The sequence below is a fragment of the Scytonema hofmannii PCC 7110 genome, from assembly GCF_000346485.2.
In the GTDB taxonomy this organism is placed as follows: domain Bacteria; phylum Cyanobacteriota; class Cyanobacteriia; order Cyanobacteriales; family Nostocaceae; genus Scytonema; species Scytonema hofmannii.
This window is the reverse complement of the sequence record NZ_KQ976354.1, coordinates 3,825,354-3,852,319: the sequence shown is the minus strand read 5'-3', so window position 1 is coordinate 3,852,319 and position 26,966 is coordinate 3,825,354. Positions and strand designations below refer to the sequence as shown.

Below are 26,966 nucleotides of genomic sequence, written 5' to 3'. Positions count from 1 at the left end.
TTTGTTGTATCTCCACTAAGTAACTTAACTATGTCAAAACCAAATTATCCCGATGCACTACAGTTTCAGCACCGACATAACCTAAAATATTAGGGATTTCACTAGAACGACGCCCGCAAATCTTTTGTAGTTCCTGACTGGTATAGTTGACAAGCCCTCTAGCAATTTCATGACCGTTTTTATCGCATAACAGTACCGCTTCTTGAGTGTCAAACTCTCCTTCTACTGACAAAAGCCCTGCGGCTAACAATGACTTTCCAGAGGTAGAAATTGCGATCGCAGCTCCTTCATCTAGGTACAATTTTCCAACAGGAAGCAAACCGTAAGCTATCCAGCGTTTGCGAGCAGATGTTGGTTCGGGGTGTGCTTCAAAGCGAGTTCCAAAAGACTCACCTTGTAAAATTTTTTCTATATTCCGAGGCTGTCTCCCTTCGGTAATCACAGTCCGAACACCAGCTGCTGTGGCAATTCTTGCTGCGGATATTTTGGTCATCATACCACCTGTTCCCCATTGAGAACCTTGACCACTTGTTTGCACTTGTAATTCTGCTAATTCCTTGATATTACTCACTAAAGATATAGGCTGTGCATCAGCTACAGAACGGGGATCTGCTGAATACAGTCTATCTACATCGGTTAGCAAAAACAGCCAGTCAGCTTCTACCAAGCTAGCAACTAAAGCTGAAAGCGTATCATTATCCCCAAATTTTAGCTCTTCGACTGCGACTGTGTCATTCTCATTCACCACTGGAATCACACCCAGTTCTAGTAATTCCTTAAATGTATTGTATACGTTGAGATACCGACTGCGCTGCACTAAGTCGCTGCGAGTCAGCAAAACTTGAGCAATTGGTTGCTGCAAAGTTGTAAATAAATCGTCGTACACCCGCATTAACCTACCTTGTCCTACAGCGGCTACTGCTTGTTTTAGAGCGATCGCTTTGGGACGTTCAGTTAAACCCAACCGCGCACAACCCACGCCTACAGCACCGGAAGACACTAAAATCACGCGATGATTTTGCCTTCTCAAATGTGAGAGAGTTTCTGCTAGGGTGGCTATTGTGGAAAGTGCTAGTTGTCCGGTTTCCGGTTGCGTCAGGCTAGATGTGCCTATTTTAACAACAATTGTTTGGGGCATTGGATTTTGGAATTGGTCACTGGTCACTGGTCACTGGTCAAAATTATAAAGCGTCAGTCCTTCTATATGTGAAGGCTGACGCTCTATGTTTTATATGGTAAGTGTTATGCTTGAGGCTTTATTTTGCTGACCCCATTGTTATATATACTTATGTTCTCCGATTTTTAAATAAAACAAGAGGTTATTAACTATTTCTTTAGATTTATTTTCTTGTCTATTTGTCAAGATTTTTAAACCTTCTTTTCTTGGGACTAATTGAGGCTCCTAATATTTCTGATGCCCAAACCTCAAAGTTTCGGATCGGACGCGATCGCAGGGCGGTTTCTGGATGTATGATAGGTTCGACTAATATGGTAAACATTCCCAAGCGATTACCTGCTAACACATCAGTAAACAAGCGATCGCCAACCATTGCTACTTGATTGACAGGTAAATTCATTGCCTTGAGTGCTTCTCTAAGCTTGCGACGCGAAGGTTTAGCCGCACTTGTAAAGTAAGGTAGATCCAGAGAGCGAGCGATCCCACCTATACGAGCATCACTTATGTTGTTGCTTACCAACCATAATTTTGCACAAGCACGAACTCGATCTACCCACTGTTGTAATTCAGGGGAAGCTGACGCCACTCTTATGGGTACTAGTGTTTCATCCACATCTAACACCAGCCCTTTCAGATCGTATTTTCTAATCATATCTGGTGTGAGGTTTAACACTGAACCCTCTACAATCAAATCCGGCTGCAAGAAATTGTTCCAGCGCATAATATTCCAAAGTCAGCGATTACCCGCTCCGCCATCTTCTACCTTGCAAAACGCAAGGCAATAGCCTTAAAGGCAGCTGAGTCAAAACAGGTAACCGCTGCCCCTCTTTCTATCAAAGGTTTTCCATAGACTATGATAGTCTAAAATCCTTATTAAAAATTAAAATCTCTTTTAATTTCTAATTGTTGGATTTTTAAACTTTATTCAACTTCATTAAACAAGTGTTCCTCTAACAGGGGCTGGACTTTGCGGAACTCTTCTGGAGACAATAATTCGGGTTTGCCATTTTTCGCTATGCGTGCAAAAAACAGCAAGGGATCTAGGGGTGTATAAATTGCATACTCTTGCTCTTCATGGTAAAAGTTAGCAAGAAGTTGTAATTGCTCTGGTTCTAGATCTGTGCCTTCGTCTTCAATTTCTAGAGTAAAGAGTTCTGACTCCTCAACTGGTGGCAACTCCCCGAACACTGTTAAAGCATACGCAGTATTTTTTAATGCCAAGTTCTGTTCTGAGAGAACAACTTGGGCTGTTTCAAAAATTTCGTCAATTATTGCTTCATCTTCAACCAGAATAGCTTCCTCTTCCTCATCGTCACCTTCCCAAGAAAAAATTTCTACTGGTGAGTCTACAGGAAGAAGTAAGACGTATTCTTGCCCATCTACTTCCAAGGAGTGCTCGATGTAACAATCGAGGGTACGTCCTTTTTCGTCGGTTAAGGTGATGGAACCGGCATGAACATTATCTTCTTCAGAAAATGGCGAGGAAAACATAGCCTAATAGGTGATTTATATTGAAAACGGACTTTCTTATCTTTATTCTTTTAACTGATATTATCAATCAAATAGTTATTGGAATAAATCATCTAGCTTGAAAAAGGGAGTAGGGAGTGGGGAGTAGGGAGTAGGGGAAGAGGGTTTTCATTTTTGGTTGAGGGATTTTCTAGTGAATGACTATCTTGTAAAGATTACCTTAAATAATTGTATCAATCAACAACAACCTCCCTGTTTTTAAAGTTCGAGCGCCTTACATCCAGCCATTGTTGCAAGATAAGGGATGCTGCTTTACGGTCAATCAAGCCTTTATTACGGGAAGGTGAGCGATTTTCTGCAATCAGCATCTGTTCTGCTTGAAAGGATGTCAGCCTTTCATCTATATATTCCACAGGAAGGTTGAGCGCTTTGGCAAGTCTTTTTGCAAATTTTTGCACTTGACGTGCTTGAAACCCTAAAGAGCCATCCATGGAATAAGGTAATCCTACAACCAAAACTTGCACTTCGCGATCGCTTGTGATTTGGCGCAGCTTTTCGGCGTCTTTCTCAAAGGAAGTACGCTCAACTGTTACTAGCCCAGTGGCAATCAATCCCGTGCGATCGCATCCTGCTACACCAATTCGCTTGCTGCCTACATCTAATCCTAGTGCGGAGATGTACTTTTGGGGAAGTGCCGCCATATCCCCTCTTCCCCGTGTCTCTCGATCCCCAAGTCCTTCAAAACTCACTTTTCTACTCCTGCTGTGAAGAATCTGTGGTTTCTGGCTGACAAGAAGCTTCTATGCTGTTGTTATTGCATGAAAAAGCGACATTGTCTTGGGGAGGATTGGGTTGTACTCCTCTATCTGGTACCGATTGCCTTCTTTGTTTTGGTGGCGTCCATGACATCCCACCCGTTACTGGTTTGTGTGCTGGTTGCAAACCCTGTAGCATTTCCGGTAATTGAATTCCCTCTAAGGAAACGAACTTCGACTCTCGTTGCTTGTGCCATACCGAACGAGACATCATGAGGGTATGCTCTGTACGAGTTGCACCAATTCGTTCGAGATATTCTTCTCTTTCTGGATGGTAGTCTGCTGAGGTCAACTGTAGAGATTGGGGTGGAAAATCTTGAGCTATTCGCGCTAGTTGAGACAGCAGTTCTGGGTACAACCAGGTGTAAGCCGGGTTTACGGTTAGAGTTCCTACGTGAGGTTGCTGACCTTTGCGATCGAGCCGTACTTGAAAGTAACCTATAGCTGCTTTACGTTGGGGTTCAAATACGTAACCACTCACCATTTCTGTTTTAGTTACCCATTGCTTCACTGCTTCTGTCAAAGCACTCGACAGACTTGTTTTAAAATCATCAGCATTGCGATCGAATACTTGACGGACAATAGGTGGCATGGATGCTGTATCTAATTGATACAGCAGTTGTGCATCAGCATTGCTTACAGGTAGAAGGTTAGGTAAGTCTGGTTCTGCTTGTGCCAATTCTTGAAGCAACTCTGGTCTAATTTCCCAGTAAGTCATTTCTGCTAGGCGCTGAAATCCGTTGCGCCGATAAAGCGCCAAAGCATCTTTATCATTGACATTGACTTCCAAAATCCAAGTACGAGCCTCTAACATTGACTCAAAGCAATGGCGCAGAAGTTGTGAGCCGGTGCCTTGCTTGTCGGTAGCACGCTCTAAAACCACGCGTTCGACCCGCCACGTACTGTGTGTACGGTTAAAGGGCGATACTTGGATCATACCCAACAGCGTGCGCCCCTGTTCTGCGACATAAGCACAAAGACCATACTGTAGGGGGTTAGGGAACCAACTCAAAAACTTCAATAGCCCATACCAACGGCGCAGCGATTGCATTTGCCGCATAGCATCACCTGATCCTCTTGGAGTTTGGGCTGCGAATGAATCTTGAGTTAGTCGCTCAATACCGTCCAGATCCCGGTGCTGGACTGGTCGGATAATAACGCTGAGATTTCGAGGAAGCAATGAAGTCATTTTCATTCGAGCCGCCATTCAGCTTTTAGTCACTGAAGAAAAGGAACTGCTGCTATAATATTAGCGGCTTTCCACTCGTTTCCAGTGAACCAAAAGGGTGATTTTACAACAAAAATACTGAAAAAAGCAGAGTTTGCTGAGAATGACTTAGCATTACTCTTGCAAAATCTGCTTCTATCTTATTTTATTTTTACCTTATTTAACCATTATCCAGCGCAACTAGTACAGCACGGCGGAAATCAAGCTAACATTCACTCCGATCTGAAAATCTGATTTTGTAAGGGTTCTGACTTTTGAATGCGTGACTTTTGACGAAAGCCAAGGGCTACTAGCTTTGCCGAGAAACAAGCTTTTCAAAATGTGCTTGAGTTTGATGGAGGAGTTGCTCCCGGCTATCTTCCACAGTCTGCTTCAGAGATGGAACCAGATTGCGAGCTTGCAGAGTCATGTGAAGTTGTAGGTGGGCAACGTATTCACTAAAATCTTCACGTTCACTGACTGCGTTCGCGCCCTCTAGAAAATTTGATTCCATTGCCACTCTGTTCTCCTTACATCGTTATGTAATTGGTGTGTTTACATTACCAAATACTTATCATGTTGTTTTGCCTCAACTTCGTACTTCGCAATAAACTTTAATGAATGACACACAAAAGGTAGGGAATGGGGAGTAGGGAGTGGGGAGTGGGGAGTAGGGGAAAGATTTCAGAAATGTTCCTGATTTAGCAGAAATAATTCGGAAAGCGATGTGTAGGCTTTGATAAAACTTGACTTCTACCTTACATAAAGAGAGCAGACAAACAGGGTATGTAAAGTTTTTATAGTATCATTAATTACACTTAAGCTATAAATAGACAAGCAGCAAAATTAAGGTTAAAGCCACATAAATATCTCTACGGTGCGAATAAGCCCGAACAAAATCCCGGTTTCTTAAAAAAACCGGGTTCCTCCCAACGCGGAACGTATTGACTTAAAAATTGCCACAAGCAAGGTTTGTGTCATAAAACCAAAGAAAATGTAACAACTGTTGCTGATTTATCTTTAAAAAAAATGTCAATTCACAACTCCTCTCAAGAAACCATCAGCCGACAAGTCAAATCAGGAACTGTGGTGCGAGGCGTGAAGTTGCAAGCTAGCTATTCAAAACTAGCCTTAAGCCAGAGAATAGTCATGCCATTTCTTCTGGTATTCTTCAGCATCATGGTGCTCGCAATTATTAACTTTGCTTACTGGTTCAGCAGTAGTGTAGAGCAGCAAATAACCAGCCATCTTGAGACTACTACTTTAGCCGTTTTGCAAGCAATCAACAAAGAAAAACAAGTTTTACATTCTTGGACAAGGCTGATAGCTGAACGAGAAGATGTGCGTACCGCAGTTAAGCAGTTGGATACGCAAGCACTTATGAAGATTTTAGTTTCACAAAAAACAACTTTAAAATTAGATTTACTGAAAGTCGTTAACCAAAACGGTGTAGTCCTGTTAAATTTGAAACAGCCAGCATTAGATGAGTCATTCTTGGAAGATAGAAAAAGTATTTCTCTAGCACTGAGTGGCTTCTCTTCTTCTGATGTCGTTAATATTTCTCAACAAAAAGGTCAAATTATGTCCGCACTAGTTGGGTTAGCACCTATTCGATACGCAGAAGAAATCATTGGTGCTATCGAACTGGGTACTGTTATCAAGCCAGAGTTATTTCAATATGTAGATCCTATACAAGGCGAACACGTAGTCGCTTTTAATGCAATTAAAACATCAGTATCCGAGAAAGAATCTTTGCTGTGTGTCTACGCTTCTACAATACCAGGCGCTTGCAAAACTGATTGGCAACCGCCTCCTGTTGCTGATATACCGCAACGTTCTGTAATTGCGGGAGAAGATTATTTAGCTAAAAGTGTTGCGATCGCGGATTTGAGTCATACTTCTTTAACAGTTACAGTCTTAAAATCCCTTTCTCCCTTAAACAAAACTCTCCAGTTCTTATGGTTAAGACTATGGGGTTTTTTTATATTGGGCGCGATGATAACAATTTTTGTAGGTAAAAGCATTGCGCGAAGAATTTCCGCTCCCTTGCTAGTTGTCACTCAAGTCGCGCAAAAAGTTACAAAAGAATCTAACTTTGAGCTACAAGCCCCCGTCACCAGTCATGATGAGGTAGGGATATTAGCTGTTTCTCTCAACAGCCTGATTCGTAAAGTAGCAGAATACACTCAGCAATTAGAACATGGAAGGTTAACTTTAGAAAGACGAGTTCAAGAACGGACTCAACAACTTTTAGACAAAAATCAGGAATTAAATTTAGCTTACGATCAACTGAGTGAAGCGTTAAACGAACTCCAGCAAACTCAAGCACAATTAATTCAAACAGAAAAAATGTCCTCCCTCGGCAATATGGTAGCGGGAGTTGCCCATGAAATCAACAATCCCATCAACTTTATTTATGGCAATATAGCCTACGCTAAGGACTATACAGAAGAATTACTAAGATTACTATTGCTGTATCAACAAGAGTACCCTCAGCCAACTCCAGCAATTCAAAATCGATTAGAAGAAATTGATTTTAATTTTATCACCGAGGATTTAACCAAACTGATGTCCTCAATGAAAATAGGTGCTCAGCGCATTCGCGACATTATTTTATCATTGAGAAATTTCTCGCGATTAGGTGAAGCCGAAATGAAAGTTGTGGATATTCATGAAGGAATTGATAGCACTTTATTACTTCTCAATCACCAATTAAAAGACGAAATCGAAGTTATTAAAAAATATAGCGATTTACCATCCATTGAATGCTATCCCGCACAACTCAATCAAGTTTTTATAAATATCTTAAGCAATGCCATAGATGCAGTCAAAGACTTATTTGTCATTAATCATTCGTCACTTATAAAGAAAGAACAAAGGAGATGTCGTCAAATTGAAATTTGTACTGAAAATATTACTGTTAATGATTTTATTGAAAGGATTTGTATCAAAATCAAAGATAATGGATCGGGGATAGAACCAAGGTTACAAGATAAAATCTTTGATCCTTTTTTCACAACAAAAGAAGTAGGGAAAGGCAGTGGATTGGGATTGTGGATTTGCTATCAAATTATTCAGAAGCACAAAGGTAAAATTGAAGTTAATTCTGCATGGGGTGAAGGAACAACGTTGATTATCACTTTGCCGCTTGTACAATCTGAAAAGATGTTAGTAGTTAGTGGTTAGTTGTTGTTTGTTAGTTGTTAGTTGTTAGTTGTTTCTAGCTAACCACTATCCATTAACCACTATCCACTAACCACTATCTACTAACCACTAACCACTAACCACTAACTCATTCACAACAGCATAAGGTTTCTCTGTACCTTGTGCTAAATATTCAGCAAGCTGAGATTCTATTTGCTCGCGCACAATTTGGCGATATTCTAAGAAATGCTCGTTGTGAGCGCAGGTAGCAAGATAATGTTCTGCTACTCTAGGATTCCGCTTGATGATGCTAAACAAGTGATGCCAAAACTTCCACCGGGTTTCGCGTTTGATCCCCTGTCTCCAGATGACAAGCAATAGTGCTTTCACAACCACCCACTCTGGCATCTTAAACGGAGAAGTCCATGTTGACGTACCCATCATGAGAAAACAACGATAAGTGCGATCTAAATACTGCACGGGATCGTATAAAGTACAGAAAGCATCTATGTATTCTCTAGCAATATCTTCTAAAGGACGAGTGGGAAGAAAGTTCATTAAAGTTGTCTGGTTAATATTGCCATCTTTGTTGTCCCGCAGTCTTCCTTCTTGACTAAGGCGATGCCAAAGGGCTGTATTTGGCAATGCTTGTAACATGGCAAAAGTTGTAGAGGGAATTGCTGCTTGTTCGGCAAAGCGGACAATACGATTCCCTGCACCTGATTTTTCCCCATCAAACCCAATGATAAAACCAGCCATTGGACGCAAACCTGCTTTGATGATGCTGTGAACTGCCTCAGTTAAAGAACTGCGGGTATTTTGAAACTTTTTAGTAAGTTGCAAACTATCCTCATCTGGTGTTTCAATTCCCAAAAACACTGCAGCAAAACCGCACTCAACCATTAACTTCATTAATTCTGGATCTTCTGCTAAATCAATAGAAGCTTCAGTATCAAACCGGAATGGATAGTTGTGCTCCGCCATCCAAACCTTTAACGCGTTCAGCAACAACTTCACATTGCGCTTGTTGCCAATAAAGTTGTCATCCACCATAAAAACACCGCGCCGCCAACCCAACTCGTACAGGTAATCCAATTCTGCTAATAGCTGCGCTGGAGTTTTTGTGCGTGGCTTGCGCCCGTAGAGAACAATAATGTCGCAAAATTCACACTGGAAAGGACAGCCCCGTGAAAACTGAACTGACATCATATCATAGGCACCAAACTCTAACAAATCAAACCGGGGTATAGGGGTTGTTGTCACGTCTGGTTTTTCTGTGGCGCGAAAAGTGCCAGAAGTTTCTCCTCGTTGGATTGCCTCAACAAACATTGGCAGGGTAATTTCCCCTTCATCTAAAATGAGAAAATCAGCACCAACGCCCTGAACTTCATGCGGAACTGAAGTTGGGTAAGGACCACCCACTGCGACTAACTTACCGCGCCGCTTTGCTTCTCGAATTTGTGCCAGTAAATCTTGTTTTTGAACAATCATGGCGCTGAAGATACAGACATCAGCCCATGCCCATTCTTCCTCTGTAACTGGGCGAATATTACGGTCAACTAGCTTGAATTCCCATTCTTGGGGTAAAATGGCTGCTACTGTCACCAAACCCAAAGGTGGTAGCAGAACCTTACGGTTAACTAATTCTAAGATTTTTTCATATGACCAAAATGTTTTGGGAAAAATAGGATAAACCAGTAAAATTCGCATGGACTGTCATACCTCACCAAAATCAGTGTGCAGGGAAGAATCGTATTTGATGCCTGAAAAGCTTCTAGACGCAGTTAACTTTTTTAAAGTTTCTGTGTTTTCTTAGCTTATGACCAGCGATCGGTGACCAGTTGATCCCCATACTTAAAAGTAGGGAATTTGAATCCTGTATTGCAATCAGGGACTTCCAAATAAAAAGATCTCCCAAAATTTCTTGTAGTGCGGGCGTCCTCGCCCACTATTAGCATAGGACGGGCGAGCCACTATTAGCATAGGACGGGCGAGCCACTATTAGCATAGGACGGGCGAGCCACTACTAGCATAGGACGGGCGAGCCACTATTAGCATAGGACGGGCGAGGACGCCCATCCCACAAGATGGATAATTTATTTCTTGGAAGTCCCTAAGTAAGTCGGTAAAAAAAGGCTAACAACTGCTTACTACTCACGCCCGAAAGTGCAAGCTTTAAATAGCTAATGCTGCGGCTTCATCACTGGCTAAACCATATTGACGTGCATATTTTACTAAACCAATGATGCTGGTATATGCAGGATTTACCTTCATCAGGTAAATACCACGATTATTTAAAAGACTTTCTAATAATTCATAAAATCGGCTATATGCCCAACTAGATAGCATTCGTGCATATTTTCTACTACGTTCTGTTAATTGTTCTTTTTTGGCAGAAAAATCTAATTCCTCACAAACAATAGGACAAGCATATTTAGTAGCCAATGTTGCTAGCTGTAAACAAGCATTTACTATCTGAGCGTCCTGTTTACCTGATTTGAGTCCCATTTGTAATGGAATTTGTCCATGTGCTTTGAGATTGCCATCATGATCAACATATGCCCAGCCAATGGATTCAGGATTCATATCAATTCCAACACAGCCATAAGCTGAATGCTGAGAAACACGTTCTACTGGCGCAGGAGTAAACTGCACTGCGGCATTCCAGGAGCCATATTTATGATAAAAGTGCCATGTTTTAGAGCCATCTTTGGGTAATCGGTTTACGTTGCGATTAAAGTTGCCAAGTTTGGTTTGAAGTTCCTAACTGGCAAGAACGGCTCAGGGAATATGTAGATCAACTTATTTCAGACTTCCCCAAACAAGGGTAGTGATGGGTCAATATGGGTAGGAGTTAAGTTACAGTTCCTTCCCCTTGCTTCTCATATCGAATGCGATCGCGCTAATTGGCTAATTGAATGTCAAAAATTTACATTACAAGATTTTCTAGAACTCGCATTTCAGTTAGTACATACTGTATTTGATTTGCATAAAGTTTCATCAAAAATTCATATTAATACACCACCTTTAAGTATATAGCAATTCTCATTAAATCGTGAAATAAAGAAACCCAGTATCTGGGAGATACCAGGTTTCTAAAGCTCTACCATAGTCCCTGATTTTCTTTATTGAATTTTTAGTTGATTATTCTCTCGCAAAAGTAATAAAAAAGAGTGAGGTTGATAAATTTTTATAGTATTTCTTTATCATATTATCAAATTAGGTTGATAAATTTTTATAGTATTTCTTTATCAAATTATGTTTTCATGATTGAAAGGGGATTGCTATATGTTATCTTCCGTAATCAGGGTGCAAATTTTGATATGGGGCAAAACCAAATTCACAACTTGCAAGGATGGCGTAGATTCGTCTTTGGAGCTAGAGCACGGGTAATAGCTTCATATCTTGTGCTCGTTGTTTTCTCGACCATGGTATCGCTTCTAGCAATCCGTCATATCCTCATTGCTCGTGTAGAAGACCAGATTGAGAAAATTTTAGTTCAGGAGATGGAAGAATTCCGCCGCTTGGTTAAAGGTCGCAACCCAATGACAGGTCTACCCTTTGAAGATGATGTTGCTTCTATCTTCGATGTATTTCTCAGGCGCAATGTGCCTAATGACGATGAGTTTATGCTGACGCTGTTGGATGGGAAACTATATAAATCCAGCCCTATAGGTCTTCCAGACTCTCTACATCCTAATTCGGTAGTAAATCGCTGGGCGAAATTAACCGAGCCTGAAAACGGCAAGATGGTAACCCCAGTCGGTACTATACGCTATCTGGCAGATCCAATCAGGATCGGGGGCAAAACTCGTGGAGTTTTTGTGGTAGTGATCATCCCGGCTGGCAAATATGAGGAAGTGAATCAGATTATTTTAATTGTCGGACTTGTCGAGGGAATTATGGCTGTCATTGCCTTAACCTCGTCCATTGCTTGGTTAACAGCAGGAAGGATACTAGTTCGCTTGCGCTTACTCAGTGAAACAGCCCGAGCAATTAGCGAGACCGATCTGACGCAACGTATTTCAGTGCAAGGAAGCGACGAAATCACCGAACTGACAATCACCATCAACGAAATGCTGGAGCGGCTCCAGACTGCCTTTGCCAGTAAACGAGACTTCATCAACGACGTAGGTCATGAACTGCGGACACCGATCACCATTGTCCGATGCTATTTAGAACAACTTAAAGTCGAGTCCTTAGAACAACGTGAAATGCTGGAATTAGTCCTCAGCGAGTTGGAGCGCATGAGTCGCTTTGTCAATGACCTACTGCTGTTGGCAAAGGCAGAGCAACCCAATTTTTTAAACCTAGAAATTGTAGAAATTGGCTCGTTGACCGAAAAAATATACACCAAGGCAAGCATTTTAGCCCAGAGGAACTGGTGCTTAGAAGCCAAGGGTTCGGGTCGCATCATCGCCGATCCCCACCGTCTGACCCAGGCGCTGATGAACTTTATTCAAAATGCGATCCAACACACAACTGAGGTTGATGAGATCGCATTGGGCTCGACCTTAATTAATAATCAGTTGCATTTCTGGGTACGCGATACAGGGGAAGGCATCGATCCTGTTGAGCAGAGACGGATATTCCAACGTTTTATCCGAGGTGACAGTAGGCAGCGTTTGCAAGGCGCGGGTTTAGGATTGGCGATTGTCAAAGCCATAGCCGAAGCTCACGGTGGTTGGGTGGAATTAATCAGCCTACCAGGTAATGGCTCTACTTTCACGATTGTGATTCCAGTTTAAACTTACCAAACTAGGGTGTCTTATGAAACGAATTCTGATTGCAGAAGATGAATCTCGCATCGCTGCTTTTTTAGAAAAAAAACTCCAGGAGCATAGCTTTTTTACCTCAGTAGCTACGGATGGTTACGAAGCAGTTCACATGGCTCGCAGTCAAAATTTTGACCTTTTGATCCTTGACCTGGGTCTTCCCGGTAAAGATGGAACAGAAGTCATAGAAGAGTTGCGAGGTCAGGGTGAACATATACCAATTCTCATTCTCTCAGCGCGGGATGATGTGAACGATAAAGTTGCTGGACTCAAGAGCGGAGCCGATGACTACATCACAAAACCGTTTAGCTTTGAAGAACTCCTTGCAAGACTGCTCCTGCGGTTGCGCGATCGCCAACCGCCCGGACGCAAGCAGGAAGAAGTCCTAAAAGTGGGTAACATCGTCCTTGACTTGCCCAAGCGCCAAGTCAAAGTTGGCGATCGCTCAATCCGCCTATCCAACCAGGAGTTTATCCTCTTAGACACCTTTATGCGCCATCCAAATCAAGTCCTGAGCCGAGAAGAGCTTCTCAATTACGTTTGGGGTTACAACTTTGACCCTAGCTCCAATATCGTGGATGTTTATGTGGGACATCTGCGCCGAAAGCTTGGCGAAAACCTGATTGAAACTGTTAGAGGCGTAGGCTATAAGCTGCAAACAACTTAAGGGACTCATTTTAATTGAGGTCATTCGGGTTGCATATACAGCCGTTTCTGAATTTTTTTACCGCTATATCCTACCAAATTTATTCTATTATTCCTAAAGCACTGGTAGAGAAATCATAAAAACCCGGTTTCTTTGTAGAGACTAGCCATGCTTAGTCTGTACGCATAGGAGATCTCAAGTTTGACCGAAGAGAGACGCCGGATTTTTGCCCTCTTTTGGAATACTGTGTCGGCACTCTAGAGAGTATCCTCTGATAAAAGTCATAAAACTGAGTTAATTTAAAGTTAGCAAAACCCCAATTTTTTCGTCATGAAAGTTTGATGAATTATCTATGAAAAGTCTTTCATCTAGACGCTATTTTGGATTGATCGACTGCGAACAAGATGAAAAAGCTTTCATAAAATTTTCACCAATCAGTCATGATGACCAAGTAAAAATCAAGTTACTTTTGAGTTAAAGCAAAGCTAAAGAGCAAAGTTTAACGGCTCCCAAAACAGAGTTCCCTACCTCTCAATATATATTGAAGAACTTTATATATTTGAGTTTTGGGTTCCGAGTATGCCGATGGACTGAAATTACAACAATTTTAGGACTTACGCATTGACAGAAACAATCAAATGTGAAGTATGAATTTTCAGGCATTCTAGTTTAATTTTTTCATCCATCAAGCGATGTCTAACGACAAGCCCCATGCATCTACACCAACCATCTGAGGGCAGTCGTGAAAAGTTTGAAACAACCAAATACACGTTAATACACAAGCTCGTCTATTTCTACAGTGCGTAATTCCTAATTTCCTGAAAACATATCTACAAATTTATGACGCATTCATTCTGCAAAAAATTTTTGAACTATGAATACACTTCCCACATATGACCCTACATTATTCAAGGGTACTGCCAGCTACTACGCCCGCTACAGACCGCAATATCCAAACACCTTGTTTGAACTGCTATCAGAAGCATTCAATTTGAACGGACAAGGAAGACTCCTCGATCTCGGTTGTGGGACTGGTGAGATCGCAATTCCATTGTCTGACCGTTTTGAAGAGGTCGTTGGGATAGATCCTCAGCCAGAAATGCTCAAAGAGGCTCGAAGAGAAGCAAAAGCGGTTAGTGCTAGCAATATCAAATGGCTTGAACAACGGGCAGAACTGATTTCTCCAAGCCTGGGTTTCTTTCGACTCATTACTATTGCCAAAGCCCTCCATTGGATGGACAAGGAACTCGTCCTCCAACGCTGTTACGACTTGCTTTTAGATGATGGAGGGTTAGCAATCGTTAATACTAGCAGAAATTTCTGGAAAAATCCCGATGAACTTTGGAAGCAAAAAATCATCGAAGTTGTAAAGAAATGGCTGGGCGAGCAACGTCGAGCTGGGACTAACACCAAGAGTTTCTACACGACCTCGACAATTTCTAAAAGTCGTCTGCTTGCTAAATTACCTTTCGCTCGGACACAAAAGTGTAGATTCAAGTTTCAGCAAAAGTGGACTATCACAACCATCATCCGCTATTTGTACTCGACATCCTTTTGTTCGCAGTCACTTCTAGGCGATCGCGTCCCGCAATTTGAAGAGGATTTGAAGAAAACGCTGCTTGAGGTAGAGCCATCGGGGAAATTCAAGGAGAAAATACCACTCACGGTACACCTTGCATGGAAGCAATGGAGCCAGACATCTTAAACTAAAAGTTTTGACAATAGATCTAGGCGTGGAAAAGATGTAAGGGCGCAAGGCGTTGCGCCCCTACCAAGACTTCGGGTAATACATAATTAATTTCTGGAGATTTGAACGATGGTTACATTTACCACATATGACCCTACCTTATTCAAGGGTACTGCCTGGTACTACGCCCGCTACAGACCGGGATACCCAAGCGTCTTGTTTGAACTGCTATCAGAGGCATTCAATTTAAACGGACAAGGACGACTCCTGGATCTCGGTTGCGGAACTGGCCATCTCGCCATTCCATTGTCTAACCGTTTTGAAGAGGTAATTGCGCTAGATCCCGAGCCGGAAATGCTCAGTGAGGCTCAAAAAGAAGCGGAAGCGCTTGGTACTAGCAATATCACATGGCTTGAGCAACAGGCAGAAGAGTTTTCTTCAAGCCAGAGTTTTTTTAAACTCGCTACGATTGGAGACGCCTTCTGTTGGATGGACAAGGAAGTCGTTCTAGAGCGCTGTTATGAATTACTTTTAGATGATGGCGGGCTAGCAATTATTAGTACTGGCAGAAGTTTCTGGAAAAGTCCTGAATTTTGGAAGCAAAAAACCATTGAAGTTGTGAAAAAATGGCTGGGTGAGCAACGTCGAGCGGGGATGAGCAGCAGGAGCACCTACATTTCCTCTGAAGCCTCGACAAAAGACTTGCTTGCTAAGTCGTCCTTCACGAGAATGGCAAAACATAAGTTAGAGTTTGAGCACAATTGGACTATCGAAACCATCATCGGCTATTTGTATTCAACATCCTTTTGTTCGCAGTCACTTCTAGGCGATCGCGTCCCGCAATTTGAAGAGGATTTGAAAACAACGCTTCTTGAGGTAGTTCCGACAGGACAGTTCCAGGAGAAAGTACCGCTGACGGTACACCTTGCATGGAAGAAATAAAGTATTTACCTAAACAGAAAAAAGGTAACAGTTGTATGAAAAAAATCATGTTTTACTGCCAGAATCTTTGGGGTCTGGGTCACCTTGTTCGCAGTACAGAAATTATTCGTAGCCTGGTTAAAGACTTCAAAGTGTGTCTCATTGATGGTGGAGAGATTGTGCAGGGGTTTGAAATTCCATCAGAAGCGGAAGTCGTCCATCTCCCTGCTCTCTGGCTAGAGAACCGACAACTTAAGGCAGTAGACAGTTCCCAGAATCTTGAAGAAGTTAAAGAGTTACGAAAAAATCAACTCCTCAAGGTGTACGAGCAGTTTCAGCCTGATTGTTTAATTACAGAATGTTTTCCATTTAGCAAACGCAAGCTTTCCTTTGAGTTGATTCCACTGCTAGACCACGTGAAATCAGCAGGGCGTTCAACCAAAGTGGTTTGCAGTCTTCGAGACGTTATTCTGTCGTCGAATAAGACTGATTTGGATCGACGAGCTCAATTAGAAGATAAAATTTGTACATTGATGAATCAGTACTATGATATGTTACTGGTCCATTCCGATCCAAAAGTTCACAGATTAGAAGAGAACTTTTCTAGAGTTCAAGACCTTACTTGTCAAGTTCATTACACGGGCTATGTTGCACAATTACCGCCAGAAAACCCTGTAACTACTGATGAGGATATCGCCAGCCTGAGCCGGAAAGAACCAATGATTTTGGTCAGTATCGGTGGGGGTAGAATGGGATATGAACTACTGGAATCTGTTGTAGGAAGTGCCTCAATTCTTGAAAAGTTTTTGCCGCACCATATTCACATTTTTACTGGACCTTTTTTGCCGGATGAGCAGTTTTTAGAATTGCAAATATTAGCAGCAGATAAAAGCAATATCACCATACGCCGCTACACCCCAAGCTTGCTAGCATATATGCAAAAAGCAGATCTTTCAATTAGTTTGGGTGGCTACAATACCACAATGAATGTTCTCAGAACAGGTGTCCGCTCCATGATTTTCCCCTCCGAGAAAGAGAACGAGCAGGTACTCAGGGCTGAGAAGTTGGAGAATTTAGGAACTATTGAAGTCATTCGTCCTAGCGAGCTCGAACCCGCTCAACTTGCTCAAAAAATTATTGCATATTTGAGCAAAGCAGCAGTTGGGGGGATCTTTGACTTTTTCGATCTCCAAGGTTCCCAGAAATCCTCTGACTTGCTCAAAGAGTTACTTCAAAGCCCAGTTTCTTCTTATCCTGTTGCCTATTCTCTTCCCACCCAACCGATACCTATTCAAGTAGCAGAAGAATTCGTCTAACAAACTGTCCATAACTCATAGACAAGGAAGCCGCTTCCCGCTTTCTTAGAAGTCAAAAACAGAAAATCGAAAAATCTAGAAAAAGCTGGAGTAACAGTTGCATGAAAAAAATCATGTTTTACTGTCAAAATCTTTTGGGCATGGGTCATCTTGTTCGCACTACAGAAATTATTCGTAGCCTCGTTAAGGACTTCAAAGTTTATCTTATTGATGGTGGAGAGATTGTTCAGGGGTTTGAAATTCCACCAGCAGTCGAGGTAGTCCATATCCCGGCGCTTCGGATAGAGAACGGAGAACTCAAGGCAGTAGACAGTTTCCAGAGTCTTGAGGCAGTTAAAGAGTTACGAAAAAATCAACTCCTCAAGGTGTACGAGCAGTTTCAGCCTGATTGTTTAATTACTGAAGGGTATCCGTTTAGTAAGAAGAAGGCTTTAGCATTTGAGTTAGTTCCACTCCTAGAAAAAGTCCAATCAACAGGTCATTTAACCAAAGTGGTTTGCAGTCTGCGTGACATCATCATGGTAAAGGAATATGCAAACCGAGCCAACGAGGAGGAAAGAAGATGTCAATTCATGAATCAGTACTTTGATATGCTACTGGTTCATTCAGATCCAAAAGTTCACAGATTAGAAGAAAACTTTTCCAAAGCTAAAGACCTTACCTGTCAAGTCCATTACACGGGATATGTCGTGCAATCACCGCCAGAAAATCCTGTAACTACGGATGAGGATATTGTCAGTCTTAGTAGAAAAGAACCGATGATTTTAGTCAGTGTCGGTGGTGGGAGACTAGGACACGATCTGCTCGAATGTGTTGTAGAAACTGCTCTAATTCTTGAACAGTATTTGCCGCATCATATTCAAATATTCACTGGTCCTTTTATGCCAGATGAAAAGTTTCTAGAACTGCAAAAATTAGCAGCAGATAAAACCAATGTCACCTTGCGGCGATACACCCCAAACTTACTGGCCTACATGGAAAAAGCAAGTCTTTCAATTAGTTTGGGAGGCTACAACACCACCATGAATGTTCTCCGCACTCGCGTCCGCTCCATGATTTATCCCTCTAATAAAGATAACGAGCAGATAATCAGGACTCAAAAGCTGGAGAAACTCGGAATTGTAGAGATGATTCGTCCTGATGATTTGCAACCCGCTCATCTTACTCAAAAAATTATCGCCTGTTTGAACAAAGAACATATTGCAGACAACTTTGACTATTTTGAACTCCAGGGCGCACAGAAAACGGCTGTCTTATTAAAAGAGTTACTTCAAAGTCACAGTGACCAGTTACCAGTGACCAGTGACCAGTTACTAGTTACTAGTTACCAGTGACCAGTGACCAGTAACCAGTTAATCCTCATAGTTAAAAATGGGGGGTTTGGATAATGAATTAAAAAAGTGGAGATCGGTTGCATGAAAAAAATCATGTTTTACTGCCAATATCATTTAGGAATGGGTCATCTTGTTCGCAGTGTAGAAATTCTCCGTAGCCTAGCTAAAGAATTCAAAGTTTGTTTTGTCAAGGCTGGAACGGAGGTGGAGGGGTTAGAAATTCCATCAGCTGTTGAGGTGGTTACTCTTCCTCTGCTTTTGTCGGAGAACCGACAAATCAAGGTGGCGGACAGTTCCCAGAATCTTGAGGAAGTTAAAGACAGCCGAAAAAATCTATTGCTGAAAGTGTTTGAAGAGTTTAAGCCTGATTGTTTAATGACAGAAGGTTACCCATTCAAAAAGTATCAGTTTGAGTTTGAATCCATCCCACTTCTAGAGCGAATTCAATCAACAGGGCGTTCAACCAAGGTTGTTTGCAGTCTTCGAGATATTGTGATGGCGCAACCCTATCAAGATAGAGCTGAGGTGCTTGAGAAGACTTGTAAATTATTGAACCAGTATTATGATATGCTATTGGTTCATTCAGATCCACAATTTCACAGCTTAGAAGAAAGCTTTTCTAGAGTTCAAGACATTAATTGCGATATCCGTTATACGGGATATGTTGCACAATCACCACCGGAAAATCCTGCGATCGCGGATGAGGATTTCTCCAGCCTGAATATGAAAGAACCGATGATTTTAGTGAGTGTTGGTGGAGGTCAATTGGGTCACGATCTCTTAGAAAGCATTGTGGAAGTTAGCTCAATTTTTGAAAGCATTTTACCACATAAAATTCAAGTTTTTACAGGGCCTTTTCTACCGGATGATAAATTTGTAGAATTGCAAAAAGCGGTAGCAAATCGCTCCAATATTTCCATGAGAAGATATACCTCTCATTTACTTCAATACATGGAAAAAGCAGTCCTTTCAATTAGTCTGGGAGGCTACAACACCACAATGAACATTGTCAGAACTGGCGTTCGCTCCATGATTTATCCCTCTAATAAAGATTGGGAGCAGAAAGTCAGGGCTGAGAAGTTGGAAACGCTGGGAATGCTTGAGATTATTCATCCTCATGATTTGAAACCTTTTAAACTTGCAGCAAAAATTATCGACTATCTTAGCAAAGAACCAGTTACGAACAACTTTGAACCTTTTGAACTCCAAGGCGCGCAGAAAACTGTCGTATTGCTAAAAGAGTTGCTTCAAAACCAGCAAGTCTTGGACGAATTTAATTCGCGACTACACAAACAAAGTCCGCCTGCGCGTACTAACAAGAAATCAAGGGTTTGAAACCCACGTAGGTGGGTTTTGCCTGTATAGTTGCGACTTCTAGTCGCCAATGGCAACAACACAAAATTAACACCAGGAAAGTCAGAAAAGGAGACTTAGAAATGACCGCATCTACCATGGAAAATCCGTTAGTACTTGAAACATCTACCATGGAAAATCCGTTAGTAACCCTGATTGTAGTCCCACGGGAGCGTTTTAGCTATAGTCGTGAGTCCTTGGAAAGCATTTACAAGGACACAAATTATCCCTTCGACTTAGTCTATGTAGACTGTGGTTCGCCCTCCGATACCAGACGCTATCTAGAAGAGCAAGCACAACAAAAGCAGTTTAAACTGATTCGATCTGAATACTTCTTATCTCCCAACCGAGCCAGAAACATCGGGCGTCGTGAAGTGAAAACTAAGTATATTGTCTTCATTGATAATGACGTAATTGTCAAGCCAGGTTGGCTGGAGAAGTTAGTGCAGTGTGCTGAGGAAACAGGAGCGGGAGTAGTTGGTCCCTTGACCTGCATTGGTAAGCCCGAGCATGAAATAATTCACAATGCTGGTGGGAAAGTCCGCATTGTACCGGAGATACAAGGTGACAAAACCGTATGGCGTAATAAGCAAAAAGCCTTTTTTAACGGAACACCAATGGCCGAAGTGCGCGACCAACTTCACCGCATAAAGTGCGATTATGTCGAGTTGCACTGTGTACTCGTCCGCACTGAACTCTTCGATCGCGTCGATCTCCTCGATGAAGGGTTGCTAAACACGCGAGAGTACATCGATCTCTGTCTAATGGCGACTCAGGCGGGATCTACCATTTATTGCGAGCGAGAGTCTGTTGTGTTCACTGATACCTTGGCGGTAGGCGAAGCACAAAAAAATCTAGCATCTGCAGGATATATTCAAGGCACGCAATTTCAGTGGTCAGATCTGCACTTCTTTATGGTACGCTGGAGCGACGCATGGGAATTAGAGAGTCTGCATTATTTCCGTGACAAATGGAATCTTTCTGACGACGATGCGTATCTCCAAAAGCGATATCGGAAGCTGGGTCATCGGCGACACGAGGCATGGCTCAAACCTCTGATCCGTCGCTTTACCTTCGGACGTGACAGCGAGTGGCTAGAAAAAATTCTCATGCCCTTGGAAAGACGACTGAACCGTTGGATCAGCAACCGCTACGAAAAGTTCTATCCTCAGAGCAGACAGGCTCAAGCCTCGAAGCAGCCAGAGTCTAGTGGTAATCTCATAACAGCTCCCAAATTAAGGTCAAAAGATCGTATTTTGGAGGCGTAAGCGATGGAAAGTCCGCTAGTAACTATCGTTGTAGTACCACGGGAGCGTTTCAGCTATACGCGTGAGTCTCTCGAAAGCATCTACGACCAGACAGATTATCCTTTCAATTTAGTTTATGTAGATGGTGGTTCGTCCCCTGGTATCAAGCGCTACTTGAAAGCTCAAGCACAACAAAAGCAGTTTAAACTCATTCGCACCGATCACTACATCTCCCCCAATCGAGCTAGAAACCTGGGATTGTCTGAGGTGAAGACCAAGTACGTTGTTTTTATTGATAATGACGTAGTTGTTAAATCAGGCTGGCTGAAGGCGCTGGTACAGTGTGCTGAGGAGACAGGCGCGGGAGTTGTGGGAACCCTTACCTGTCTTGACAAACCCTTACATGAGGTGATTCACAATGGAGGTGGAGAAACCCACTTTGTATTGAAGTCCAAAGGTGTTCGGACTGAGCGACGTATTATTCAGAACAGCTATCTCGAAGGACGGCGAGTTTCCAAAATACCCGAGCAACTCCACCGGACACAGTGTGAGTTTGTCGAGTTGCACTGCGCTTTAGCTCGCACTGAACTTTTTGAGCATACGGGTCCTTTTGATGAAGGGCTGCTAAGCACTAGGGAACACATAGATATCTGTCTTTTGGCAACTCAGGCAGGATACCCTGTTTACTGCGAGCGACAGAGTATTGTTACTTATATTACTGGACCAAAGTTTGATTGGTGGGATGTCACCTTCTTCATGCTGCGCTGGAGTAACGCCTGGGATCTAGCTAGCTTCAGTCACTTCCGTGAAAAGTGGAATCTGGTTGAGGATAACTATTTTGAAAGACGGTATAATCGGCTTGGTCGCCGCCGCTACCGGGCATTGCTCAGAGCCGTCATTAGCCGCTTTCCTTTCAAAGAACACAGACATTGGTTCGCCGATGTTCTTAAATCAGTAGAAAACCGTCTAAATGGCTACATCAGCGACAGTTATGCCCAGAAGCACAGTTACGCTCGCCATAGCTTTGGTTTAAGAAAAGAGGTGAAGGAAAAAGAGCTGCCTACGCCCCTGGTAACGGCATCACTCAAAACTAATAATTGATGCCAGTTTAAGCATGAGGGAGAGACAGTCAATGCGTCGCGATCGGGAAAAAAAATTTAAGGCAGTTTTACCAGGTAGTTTGCGGATTTTGCAGAGGTTTTGGCCGCAGATCCGCAAGCAGAGGGTCCTGATTGCTAGTTCGTTTTTGGCACTCTTGTTCGAGACTGCGTTAAAGTTACTAGAGCCTTGGCCTCTGAAGTTTATCTTTGACAGCATTATTGTGGCTGAACCCAACACAGCTCCTTTGGGGATCGCGGCGGCTATCAAGCGGATCGATCCAATGATGCTACTGACGCTCTTGGCTTTAGCGATCGTGACGATCGCAACACTGCGTGCAATGGCTGCTTACTTGAGTACATTTGGCATGGCAATGGCTGCTAACTTTGTCATGGCAGAGATTCGAGGCAATCTTTACAGTCACCTGCAACGTCTCTCCCTTTCCTTTCACAGTCAGTTCAAGAGTGGCGATCTGATTACCCGAATTACCTATGATATAGATCGGATCCGGTCAGTGACCATCAAAGCTGCTCTGCCATTGGTAACTAATTGCCTCACCTTGGTTGGGATGTTGGGAGTCATGTTATGGCTGCATTGGGAACTGACTTTGATAGCGATCGCGACTTTTCCTTTGTTTGTGTTATGGAGCACGCCTCTCATAAATCGCATTCAAGGCTCTACCCGCAGACATCGCAAGTCTGAGGGATCTATGGCAAATACAGTTGCCGAAGCGATTAACACCATCAAGGTTGTACAGGCACTGTCACTTGAAGAAATGACCGAGGAAACTTTTTCTAAGCTTAACAATGAGAGCTTAGATGAAGGAACTGAGACTGAGCAACTCAGAGGAATGCTGACGCGGACAGTAGAAATTTTGATTGCCTGCGCTATGGCATTTGTGATCTGGCGGGGTTCAATGTTGATACTAAACAAGACGCTGACCCCAGGGGATTTGTTGGTGTTTATTAGCTACTATAGGACAGCCTTGGACCCCATGCGTCAAATTGCTAAGCAAACAGGGCTGGTTGCTAAAGCAACAGTCTCAGGGGAACGCGTTTTAGATGTACTGGACATGGTACCCGAAATTCATGATGTCCGGGGTGCTCTTGATGCTCCTCCCTTTCGTGGCGCAGTGCGTTTTGAAAATGTCTCCTTTGGCTACGAATCAGGAAGCGGCATTTTGAAAAGCCTCAACTTTGAGGTGCAGCCCGGTCAACGTGTGGCGCTAGTTGGTCCCTCTGGAAGTGGCAAGTCAACCCTGGTGAGTCTGCTCTTGCGCCTCTACGATCCCCTAGAAGGTCGCATTTTGATTGATGGGCATGACCTTCGGGAATATAAATTGGAGTCCTTGCGCCGCCAGATTAGCATAGTGCTCCAAGATAGCGTTCTCTTTGCGGTCAGTGTCAAAGATAACATTGCCTACGGTTCTCTAGAAGCGTCAAAGCAGGAGATCGAGGCGGCGGCTCGTCTGGCTAATGCCCATGACTTTATTATGGCACTCCCCCAAGGTTATAAAACCGTTCTGAGCGAGCGGGGGGCAACCCTTTCAGGTGGACAACGCCAGCGAATTGCGATCGCCCGTGCTGCTATCCGTAATGCCCCCATTGTTATCCTCGACGAGCCAACAACTGGCTTAGACAAAGAAAATGAGCGTGCTGTTAGCGAAGCACTAGATCGACTGACTCAGGGGAAAACTACGTTTCTCATTTCCCACAACCCTAGAGCAGTCGAAAACGCGGATCTCATCCTTTATATCGAAAACGGAAAACTTTTAGAACAGGGTACCTATGCGGAACTGATGCGCCTTGGCGGTCGGTACGCGACCCTGTGTCAGCAGTCTGTTCCAGAAGCAGACATTCATGCAATTGAACTTTGAACAAACAGGAGAATTTATCATGCTTTATAGAGAATTCGGGCAAACAGGATGGAAAGTATCAGCTATCGGTTTGGGCACTTGGAATATCGGTAATCAATGGGGCGAGATTGACGATGCAACTGCTTTCGCTACTGTACGCAGTGCTATCGACAATGGCGTGAATTTGTTTGACTGTGCTGAGTCATACGGCATTCCCCAAGGATTGTCCGAACAGCGATTGGGGGTAGCATTGACAGGTATCCGTCACAAAGTCCACCTCGTCAGCAAGATCGGTCATTGGGGCAATCGTACTCATCAACACATACCAAAAGATTCAGTAGATAACATCCGCCTTTGCGCTCATGCTTCCTTGTATCGCCTGCGTACTGACTGGATCGACGCACTACTTTGCCATGAGGGGGATATTGAAGATCCTACCATTTACCTGGAAGCCTTTGAAGTTCTTAAACAACAAGGTCATATCCGAGTATACGGCATATCAACTAATAATTTTGAAGCTTTGAAACGATTTAATGCCAATAACACCTGTCGTGTGGTGGAGTTGGAATATTCGCTATTGAATCGCGATGCCGAGTCCCAAATATTGCCCTATTGCCAGGAACATGGTATTGCTGTATTGGTGCGCGGGCCTCTCGCCAAAGGTCTTTTGTCTGGCAAATACTCAAACGATACAGTCTTTACCGATTCTGTCAGAGCCAAGTGGTACAAGAAAGAAAGCAAACAATTAAAAATCCAGAACCACATTGCTACAGTCGAAAATCTCAAAAAAACATTGACTCCTGGAGAGGAAATGGTTACAGCAGCCCTGGGTTTTGTCATCTCGCACCCAGTACAGCCCGTGGCAATCCCCGGAGCCAAGTCCCCCGAACAAGCAGCTACAAACAGCAAAGCAGGGGATAGAGTCTTGTCTGCTGAAGAGAGAAACAATCTGCTCAATTGCTTAGAGAGTCAGATTGATGAGCGGGAAACTGCCATGGTCGGAGTTACGGAGTAGGAAATCACAAAACAAGGAGTTGCAGTGAGCCGTAGTCCTCAAAAACTTCAGAAATCGATACCTGGTCTATGGGAGATTGTACGTAGATTCTGGCCGCAAATTCGCAAACAAGGATTCTTGCTAGCAATCTCTGTGCTGGCACTCCTGACTAAGACTGGCTTGGCGTTACTGGAGCCTTGGCCGTTAAAAATTCTTTTTGACCAGATAATGGCAACTGGCTTTAACACCAAGTCTTTGGGAATTCCATTCTTGAATGGATTGAACCCTGTGTCGCTTATTACCGTCCTGGCATTGGCGATGGTGGCGATCGCCGGGTTGCGGTCTGGCGCTGCCTACTTTAGTACTCTGGGCCTATCACTTGCAGCTAACCGTATTATCGCTGAAGTTCGTGGCATTCTTTACACTCACCTTCAGCGTCTCTCTCTGTCCTTTCATTACAAAGCCAGAAGTGGGGACTTAATGACCAGGGTGATACATGATATTGAGCGGCTGCGGGGGGTGACGGTCACTGGTGTTGTGCCACTGTTGACCAGTATCCTTACCCTAGTGGGGATGTTATGCATCGTTTTCTGGCTCAATTTGGAATTGGCTCTCATTGCGATCGCGGTTTTTCCTCTATTTGTCCTCTACAGTCTACACGCAACGAAGCGCCTCAAGGAGGTTGCCCGCAAGCAACGCAGACGTGAAGGGGCAATGGCTGCTGACGCCGCCGAAGCCTTCAGTGCTATCAAAGTAGTACAAGCGCTCTCTCTAGAGGACATGCTGGAGAAGACTTTTTCTATCCATAACAAAAAGAACCTCAAAGAAGACGCTCTGGTGGAAAAACTGCATTCAAGGCAAGAGCGCGTAGTGGAAGTCTTAGCAGCGATCGCAACAGCACTCGTGTTGTGGCGGGGCGTACAACTCGTGCTGCGTCATGTGATTACACCAGGAGATTTGCTGATATTCATTACCTACCTCAAGAACGCCTTTAAGCCCATTGGTCAACTTGCCAGGTACACAGAGCAGATTACCAAGGCGACAGCTTCGGGCGAGCGAATCATAGACATACTAGACATTGTACCCGAAATTCGCGATTCACGGGGTGCGCTCAATGCTCCCCCTTTTCGAGGCGCGGTGCGTTTTGAGAATGTTACCTTTGCTTATGAACCGGAAAAGAACGTCTTCAAAAATCTTAACTTGGAGGTACAGCCCGGTCAGCAGATTGCGCTGGTTGGTCCTTCTGGCGGTGGTAAGTCAACTCTAATCAGTTTACTCTTACGCCTCTACGATCCCTTAGAGGGTCGCATTCTGATCGACGGACACGACATCCGCGAGTACAAACTGGATTCCTTGCGGCGGCAGATCAGCATTGTGCTGCAAGAGAGTGTCTTATTTGCCACCAGTGTACGAGAAAACATTGCTTATGGCTCACTGGGTGCATCAGAGAAGAAGATTGAGGCGGCTGCACGCCTTGCCAATGCTCATGACTTCATCATGGCGTTGCCGGATGGCTATGATACCATCCTGGGTGACCGTGGCGCTACCTTATCTGGTGGACAACGCCAACGGATTGCGATCGCCCGTGCTGCTATCCGTAATGCCCCCATCCTGATTTGGGATGAACCAACCACTGGTTTGGACAAGGAAAATGAACGTGCGGTAATTGCAGCTTTGGAAAATTTAGCCCAAGGTCGCACCACTTTTATCATTACCCATGACTTGCACTTGGTAGCTCACGCCGATGTAATTCTCTACCTTGAGGGCGGGCGTGTGGTCGAGCGCGGTACCCATAAGGAACTCATGCAAAATAACGGTTGCTATGCTGCCCTGTACAGAATACAACTTGCTATTTACCCCCAAAATACCAACAATGAAGAAAGCATTGAGCATCTGTGTAATTGACCAGTGACCAGTGACCAGTGAC

The 26,966-nt window shown here is 43.5% G+C and carries 21 protein-coding genes; 13 read left to right on the top strand and 8 right to left on the bottom strand.

The annotated features are described in order from the left end of the window. Window positions 1-28: 28 nt before the first annotated feature. The 6 genes from proB to WA1_RS15685 all read right to left on the bottom strand — a co-directional run bounded on the left by proB (window position 29) and on the right by WA1_RS15685 (window position 5,183). Window positions 29-1,138, bottom strand: coding sequence for a glutamate 5-kinase (gene proB, locus WA1_RS15715; protein WP_017749442.1), 1,110 nt, complete (start codon window positions 1,136-1,138; stop codon window positions 29-31). A gap of 214 nt (window positions 1,139-1,352) precedes the next feature. Further along, entirely contained in the window at window positions 1,353-1,898 is a 546-nt protein-coding gene (locus WA1_RS15710) for a YqeG family HAD IIIA-type phosphatase (protein ID WP_017749441.1), read from the bottom strand. Between the two features lie 200 nt (window positions 1,899-2,098). Next, window positions 2,099-2,668, bottom strand: a complete 570-nt coding sequence (locus WA1_RS15705; RefSeq protein WP_017749440.1) for a DUF3727 domain-containing protein — start codon at window positions 2,666-2,668, stop codon at window positions 2,099-2,101. A gap of 212 nt (window positions 2,669-2,880) precedes the next feature. Beyond that, the gene (gene ruvX / locus WA1_RS15700) at window positions 2,881-3,348 is read right to left on the bottom strand and encodes a Holliday junction resolvase RuvX (RefSeq protein WP_026135315.1); all 468 of its coding nucleotides are present in this window, start codon (window positions 3,346-3,348) and stop codon (window positions 2,881-2,883) included. A gap of 52 nt (window positions 3,349-3,400) precedes the next feature. After that, the gene (locus WA1_RS15695) at window positions 3,401-4,669 is read right to left on the bottom strand and encodes a GNAT family N-acetyltransferase (protein WP_017749438.1); all 1,269 of its coding nucleotides are present in this window, start codon (window positions 4,667-4,669) and stop codon (window positions 3,401-3,403) included. 310 nt (window positions 4,670-4,979) lie between these two features. Beyond that, window positions 4,980-5,183 carry a hypothetical protein gene (locus tag WA1_RS15685; RefSeq protein ID WP_017749436.1) on the bottom strand — a complete coding sequence of 68 codons (204 nt, stop codon included), beginning with the start codon at window positions 5,181-5,183 and terminating at the stop codon, window positions 4,980-4,982. Window positions 5,184-5,698: 515 nt separating this feature from the next. Here WA1_RS15685 and WA1_RS15680 point away from each other — a divergent pair. Continuing rightward, window positions 5,699-7,855, top strand: coding sequence for a sensor histidine kinase (locus tag WA1_RS15680; protein ID WP_026135314.1), 2,157 nt, complete (start codon window positions 5,699-5,701; stop codon window positions 7,853-7,855). Window positions 7,856-7,942: 87 nt separating this feature from the next. Here the strand turns inward: WA1_RS15680 and WA1_RS15675 are convergent, their stop codons facing one another. Together WA1_RS15675 and WA1_RS15670 are read right to left on the bottom strand one after the other, a co-directional pair. After that, entirely contained in the window at window positions 7,943-9,523 is a 1,581-nt protein-coding gene (locus tag WA1_RS15675; protein ID WP_017749434.1) for a B12-binding domain-containing radical SAM protein, read from the bottom strand. Between the two features lie 465 nt (window positions 9,524-9,988). After that, complete coding sequence (locus WA1_RS15670; RefSeq protein WP_017749433.1) at window positions 9,989-10,468, bottom strand: IS200/IS605 family accessory protein TnpB-related protein; 480 nt, start codon at window positions 10,466-10,468, stop codon at window positions 9,989-9,991. Window positions 10,469-11,079: 611 nt separating this feature from the next. Between WA1_RS15670 and WA1_RS15665 the strand changes: the two genes are divergently transcribed. The 12 genes from WA1_RS15665 to WA1_RS15610 all read left to right on the top strand — a co-directional run bounded on the left by WA1_RS15665 (window position 11,080) and on the right by WA1_RS15610 (window position 26,944). After that, window positions 11,080-12,561 carry a sensor histidine kinase gene (locus tag WA1_RS15665; protein WP_017749432.1) on the top strand — a complete coding sequence of 494 codons (1,482 nt, stop codon included), beginning with the start codon at window positions 11,080-11,082 and terminating at the stop codon, window positions 12,559-12,561. Window positions 12,562-12,583: 22 nt separating this feature from the next. Then, window positions 12,584-13,255 (top strand): response regulator transcription factor, encoded by a 672-nt coding sequence (locus WA1_RS15660; RefSeq protein ID WP_017749431.1) that lies wholly within the window; start codon window positions 12,584-12,586, stop codon window positions 13,253-13,255. Window positions 13,256-14,108: 853 nt separating this feature from the next. Continuing rightward, the gene (locus tag WA1_RS15655; protein ID WP_017749430.1) at window positions 14,109-14,939 is read left to right on the top strand and encodes a class I SAM-dependent methyltransferase; all 831 of its coding nucleotides are present in this window, start codon (window positions 14,109-14,111) and stop codon (window positions 14,937-14,939) included. Window positions 14,940-15,050: 111 nt separating this feature from the next. Then, window positions 15,051-15,863, top strand: a complete 813-nt coding sequence (locus WA1_RS15650) for a class I SAM-dependent methyltransferase (RefSeq protein ID WP_017749429.1) — start codon at window positions 15,051-15,053, stop codon at window positions 15,861-15,863. A 35-nt stretch (window positions 15,864-15,898) separates the two neighbouring features. After that, window positions 15,899-17,158, top strand: coding sequence for a glycosyltransferase family protein (locus WA1_RS15645; RefSeq protein ID WP_051077146.1), 1,260 nt, complete (start codon window positions 15,899-15,901; stop codon window positions 17,156-17,158). Between the two features lie 101 nt (window positions 17,159-17,259). Continuing rightward, on the top strand, window positions 17,260-18,492 hold the full coding sequence (locus WA1_RS15640; RefSeq protein WP_017749427.1) for a glycosyltransferase family protein: 1,233 nt from the start codon (window positions 17,260-17,262) through the stop codon (window positions 18,490-18,492). A gap of 81 nt (window positions 18,493-18,573) precedes the next feature. Next, the gene (locus tag WA1_RS15635) at window positions 18,574-19,827 is read left to right on the top strand and encodes a glycosyltransferase family protein (RefSeq protein ID WP_017749426.1); all 1,254 of its coding nucleotides are present in this window, start codon (window positions 18,574-18,576) and stop codon (window positions 19,825-19,827) included. A gap of 149 nt (window positions 19,828-19,976) precedes the next feature. Continuing rightward, entirely contained in the window at window positions 19,977-21,113 is a 1,137-nt protein-coding gene (locus WA1_RS15630) for a glycosyltransferase family 2 protein (protein ID WP_026135312.1), read from the top strand. Between the two features lie 3 nt (window positions 21,114-21,116). Then, on the top strand, window positions 21,117-22,193 hold the full coding sequence (locus WA1_RS15625) for a glycosyltransferase family 2 protein (protein WP_017749424.1): 1,077 nt from the start codon (window positions 21,117-21,119) through the stop codon (window positions 22,191-22,193). Between the two features lie 31 nt (window positions 22,194-22,224). Then, the gene (locus WA1_RS15620; protein WP_017749423.1) at window positions 22,225-24,066 is read left to right on the top strand and encodes an ABC transporter ATP-binding protein; all 1,842 of its coding nucleotides are present in this window, start codon (window positions 22,225-22,227) and stop codon (window positions 24,064-24,066) included. Continuing rightward, entirely contained in the window at window positions 24,050-25,060 is a 1,011-nt protein-coding gene (locus WA1_RS15615) for an aldo/keto reductase (RefSeq protein ID WP_017749422.1), read from the top strand. Before WA1_RS15620 ends, WA1_RS15615 begins: the two co-directional genes overlap by 17 nt. Window positions 25,061-25,084: 24 nt before the next feature. Continuing rightward, a complete protein-coding gene (locus tag WA1_RS15610; RefSeq protein WP_017749421.1) occupies window positions 25,085-26,944 on the top strand; it encodes an ABC transporter ATP-binding protein in 1,860 nt (619 codons plus the stop codon). Window positions 26,945-26,966: the final 22 nt, after the last annotated feature.

Excerpts from the sequence above, each read along its gene's own strand:
- WA1_RS15620 (WP_017749423.1), top strand. The coding sequence starts at position 22,225 with ATGCGTCGCGATCGGGAAAAAAAATTTAAGGCAGTTTTACCAGGTAGT.
- WA1_RS15675 (WP_017749434.1), bottom strand. The coding sequence starts at position 9,523 with ATGCGAATTTTACTGGTTTATCCTATTTTTCCCAAAACATTTTGGTCA.
- WA1_RS15615 (WP_017749422.1), top strand. The coding sequence starts at position 24,050 with ATGCAATTGAACTTTGAACAAACAGGAGAATTTATCATGCTTTATAGA.
- WA1_RS15680 (WP_026135314.1), top strand. The coding sequence starts at position 5,699 with ATGTCAATTCACAACTCCTCTCAAGAAACCATCAGCCGACAAGTCAAA.
- WA1_RS15685 (WP_017749436.1), bottom strand. The coding sequence starts at position 5,183 with ATGGAATCAAATTTTCTAGAGGGCGCGAACGCAGTCAGTGAACGTGAA.
- WA1_RS15705 (WP_017749440.1), bottom strand. The coding sequence starts at position 2,668 with ATGTTTTCCTCGCCATTTTCTGAAGAAGATAATGTTCATGCCGGTTCC.
- proB (WP_017749442.1), bottom strand. The coding sequence starts at position 1,138 with ATGCCCCAAACAATTGTTGTTAAAATAGGCACATCTAGCCTGACGCAA.
- WA1_RS15635 (WP_017749426.1), top strand. The coding sequence starts at position 18,574 with ATGAAAAAAATCATGTTTTACTGCCAATATCATTTAGGAATGGGTCAT.
- WA1_RS15650 (WP_017749429.1), top strand. The coding sequence starts at position 15,051 with ATGGTTACATTTACCACATATGACCCTACCTTATTCAAGGGTACTGCC.
- WA1_RS15640 (WP_017749427.1), top strand. The coding sequence starts at position 17,260 with ATGAAAAAAATCATGTTTTACTGTCAAAATCTTTTGGGCATGGGTCAT.
- ruvX (WP_026135315.1), bottom strand. The coding sequence starts at position 3,348 with ATGGCGGCACTTCCCCAAAAGTACATCTCCGCACTAGGATTAGATGTA.
- WA1_RS15630 (WP_026135312.1), top strand. The coding sequence starts at position 19,977 with ATGGAAAATCCGTTAGTAACCCTGATTGTAGTCCCACGGGAGCGTTTT.
- WA1_RS15645 (WP_051077146.1), top strand. The coding sequence starts at position 15,899 with ATGAAAAAAATCATGTTTTACTGCCAGAATCTTTGGGGTCTGGGTCAC.
- WA1_RS15660 (WP_017749431.1), top strand. The coding sequence starts at position 12,584 with ATGAAACGAATTCTGATTGCAGAAGATGAATCTCGCATCGCTGCTTTT.
- WA1_RS15710 (WP_017749441.1), bottom strand. The coding sequence starts at position 1,898 with ATGCGCTGGAACAATTTCTTGCAGCCGGATTTGATTGTAGAGGGTTCA.
- WA1_RS15695 (WP_017749438.1), bottom strand. The coding sequence starts at position 4,669 with ATGGCGGCTCGAATGAAAATGACTTCATTGCTTCCTCGAAATCTCAGC.
- WA1_RS15625 (WP_017749424.1), top strand. The coding sequence starts at position 21,117 with ATGGAAAGTCCGCTAGTAACTATCGTTGTAGTACCACGGGAGCGTTTC.
- WA1_RS15665 (WP_017749432.1), top strand. The coding sequence starts at position 11,080 with ATGATTGAAAGGGGATTGCTATATGTTATCTTCCGTAATCAGGGTGCA.
- WA1_RS15655 (WP_017749430.1), top strand. The coding sequence starts at position 14,109 with ATGAATACACTTCCCACATATGACCCTACATTATTCAAGGGTACTGCC.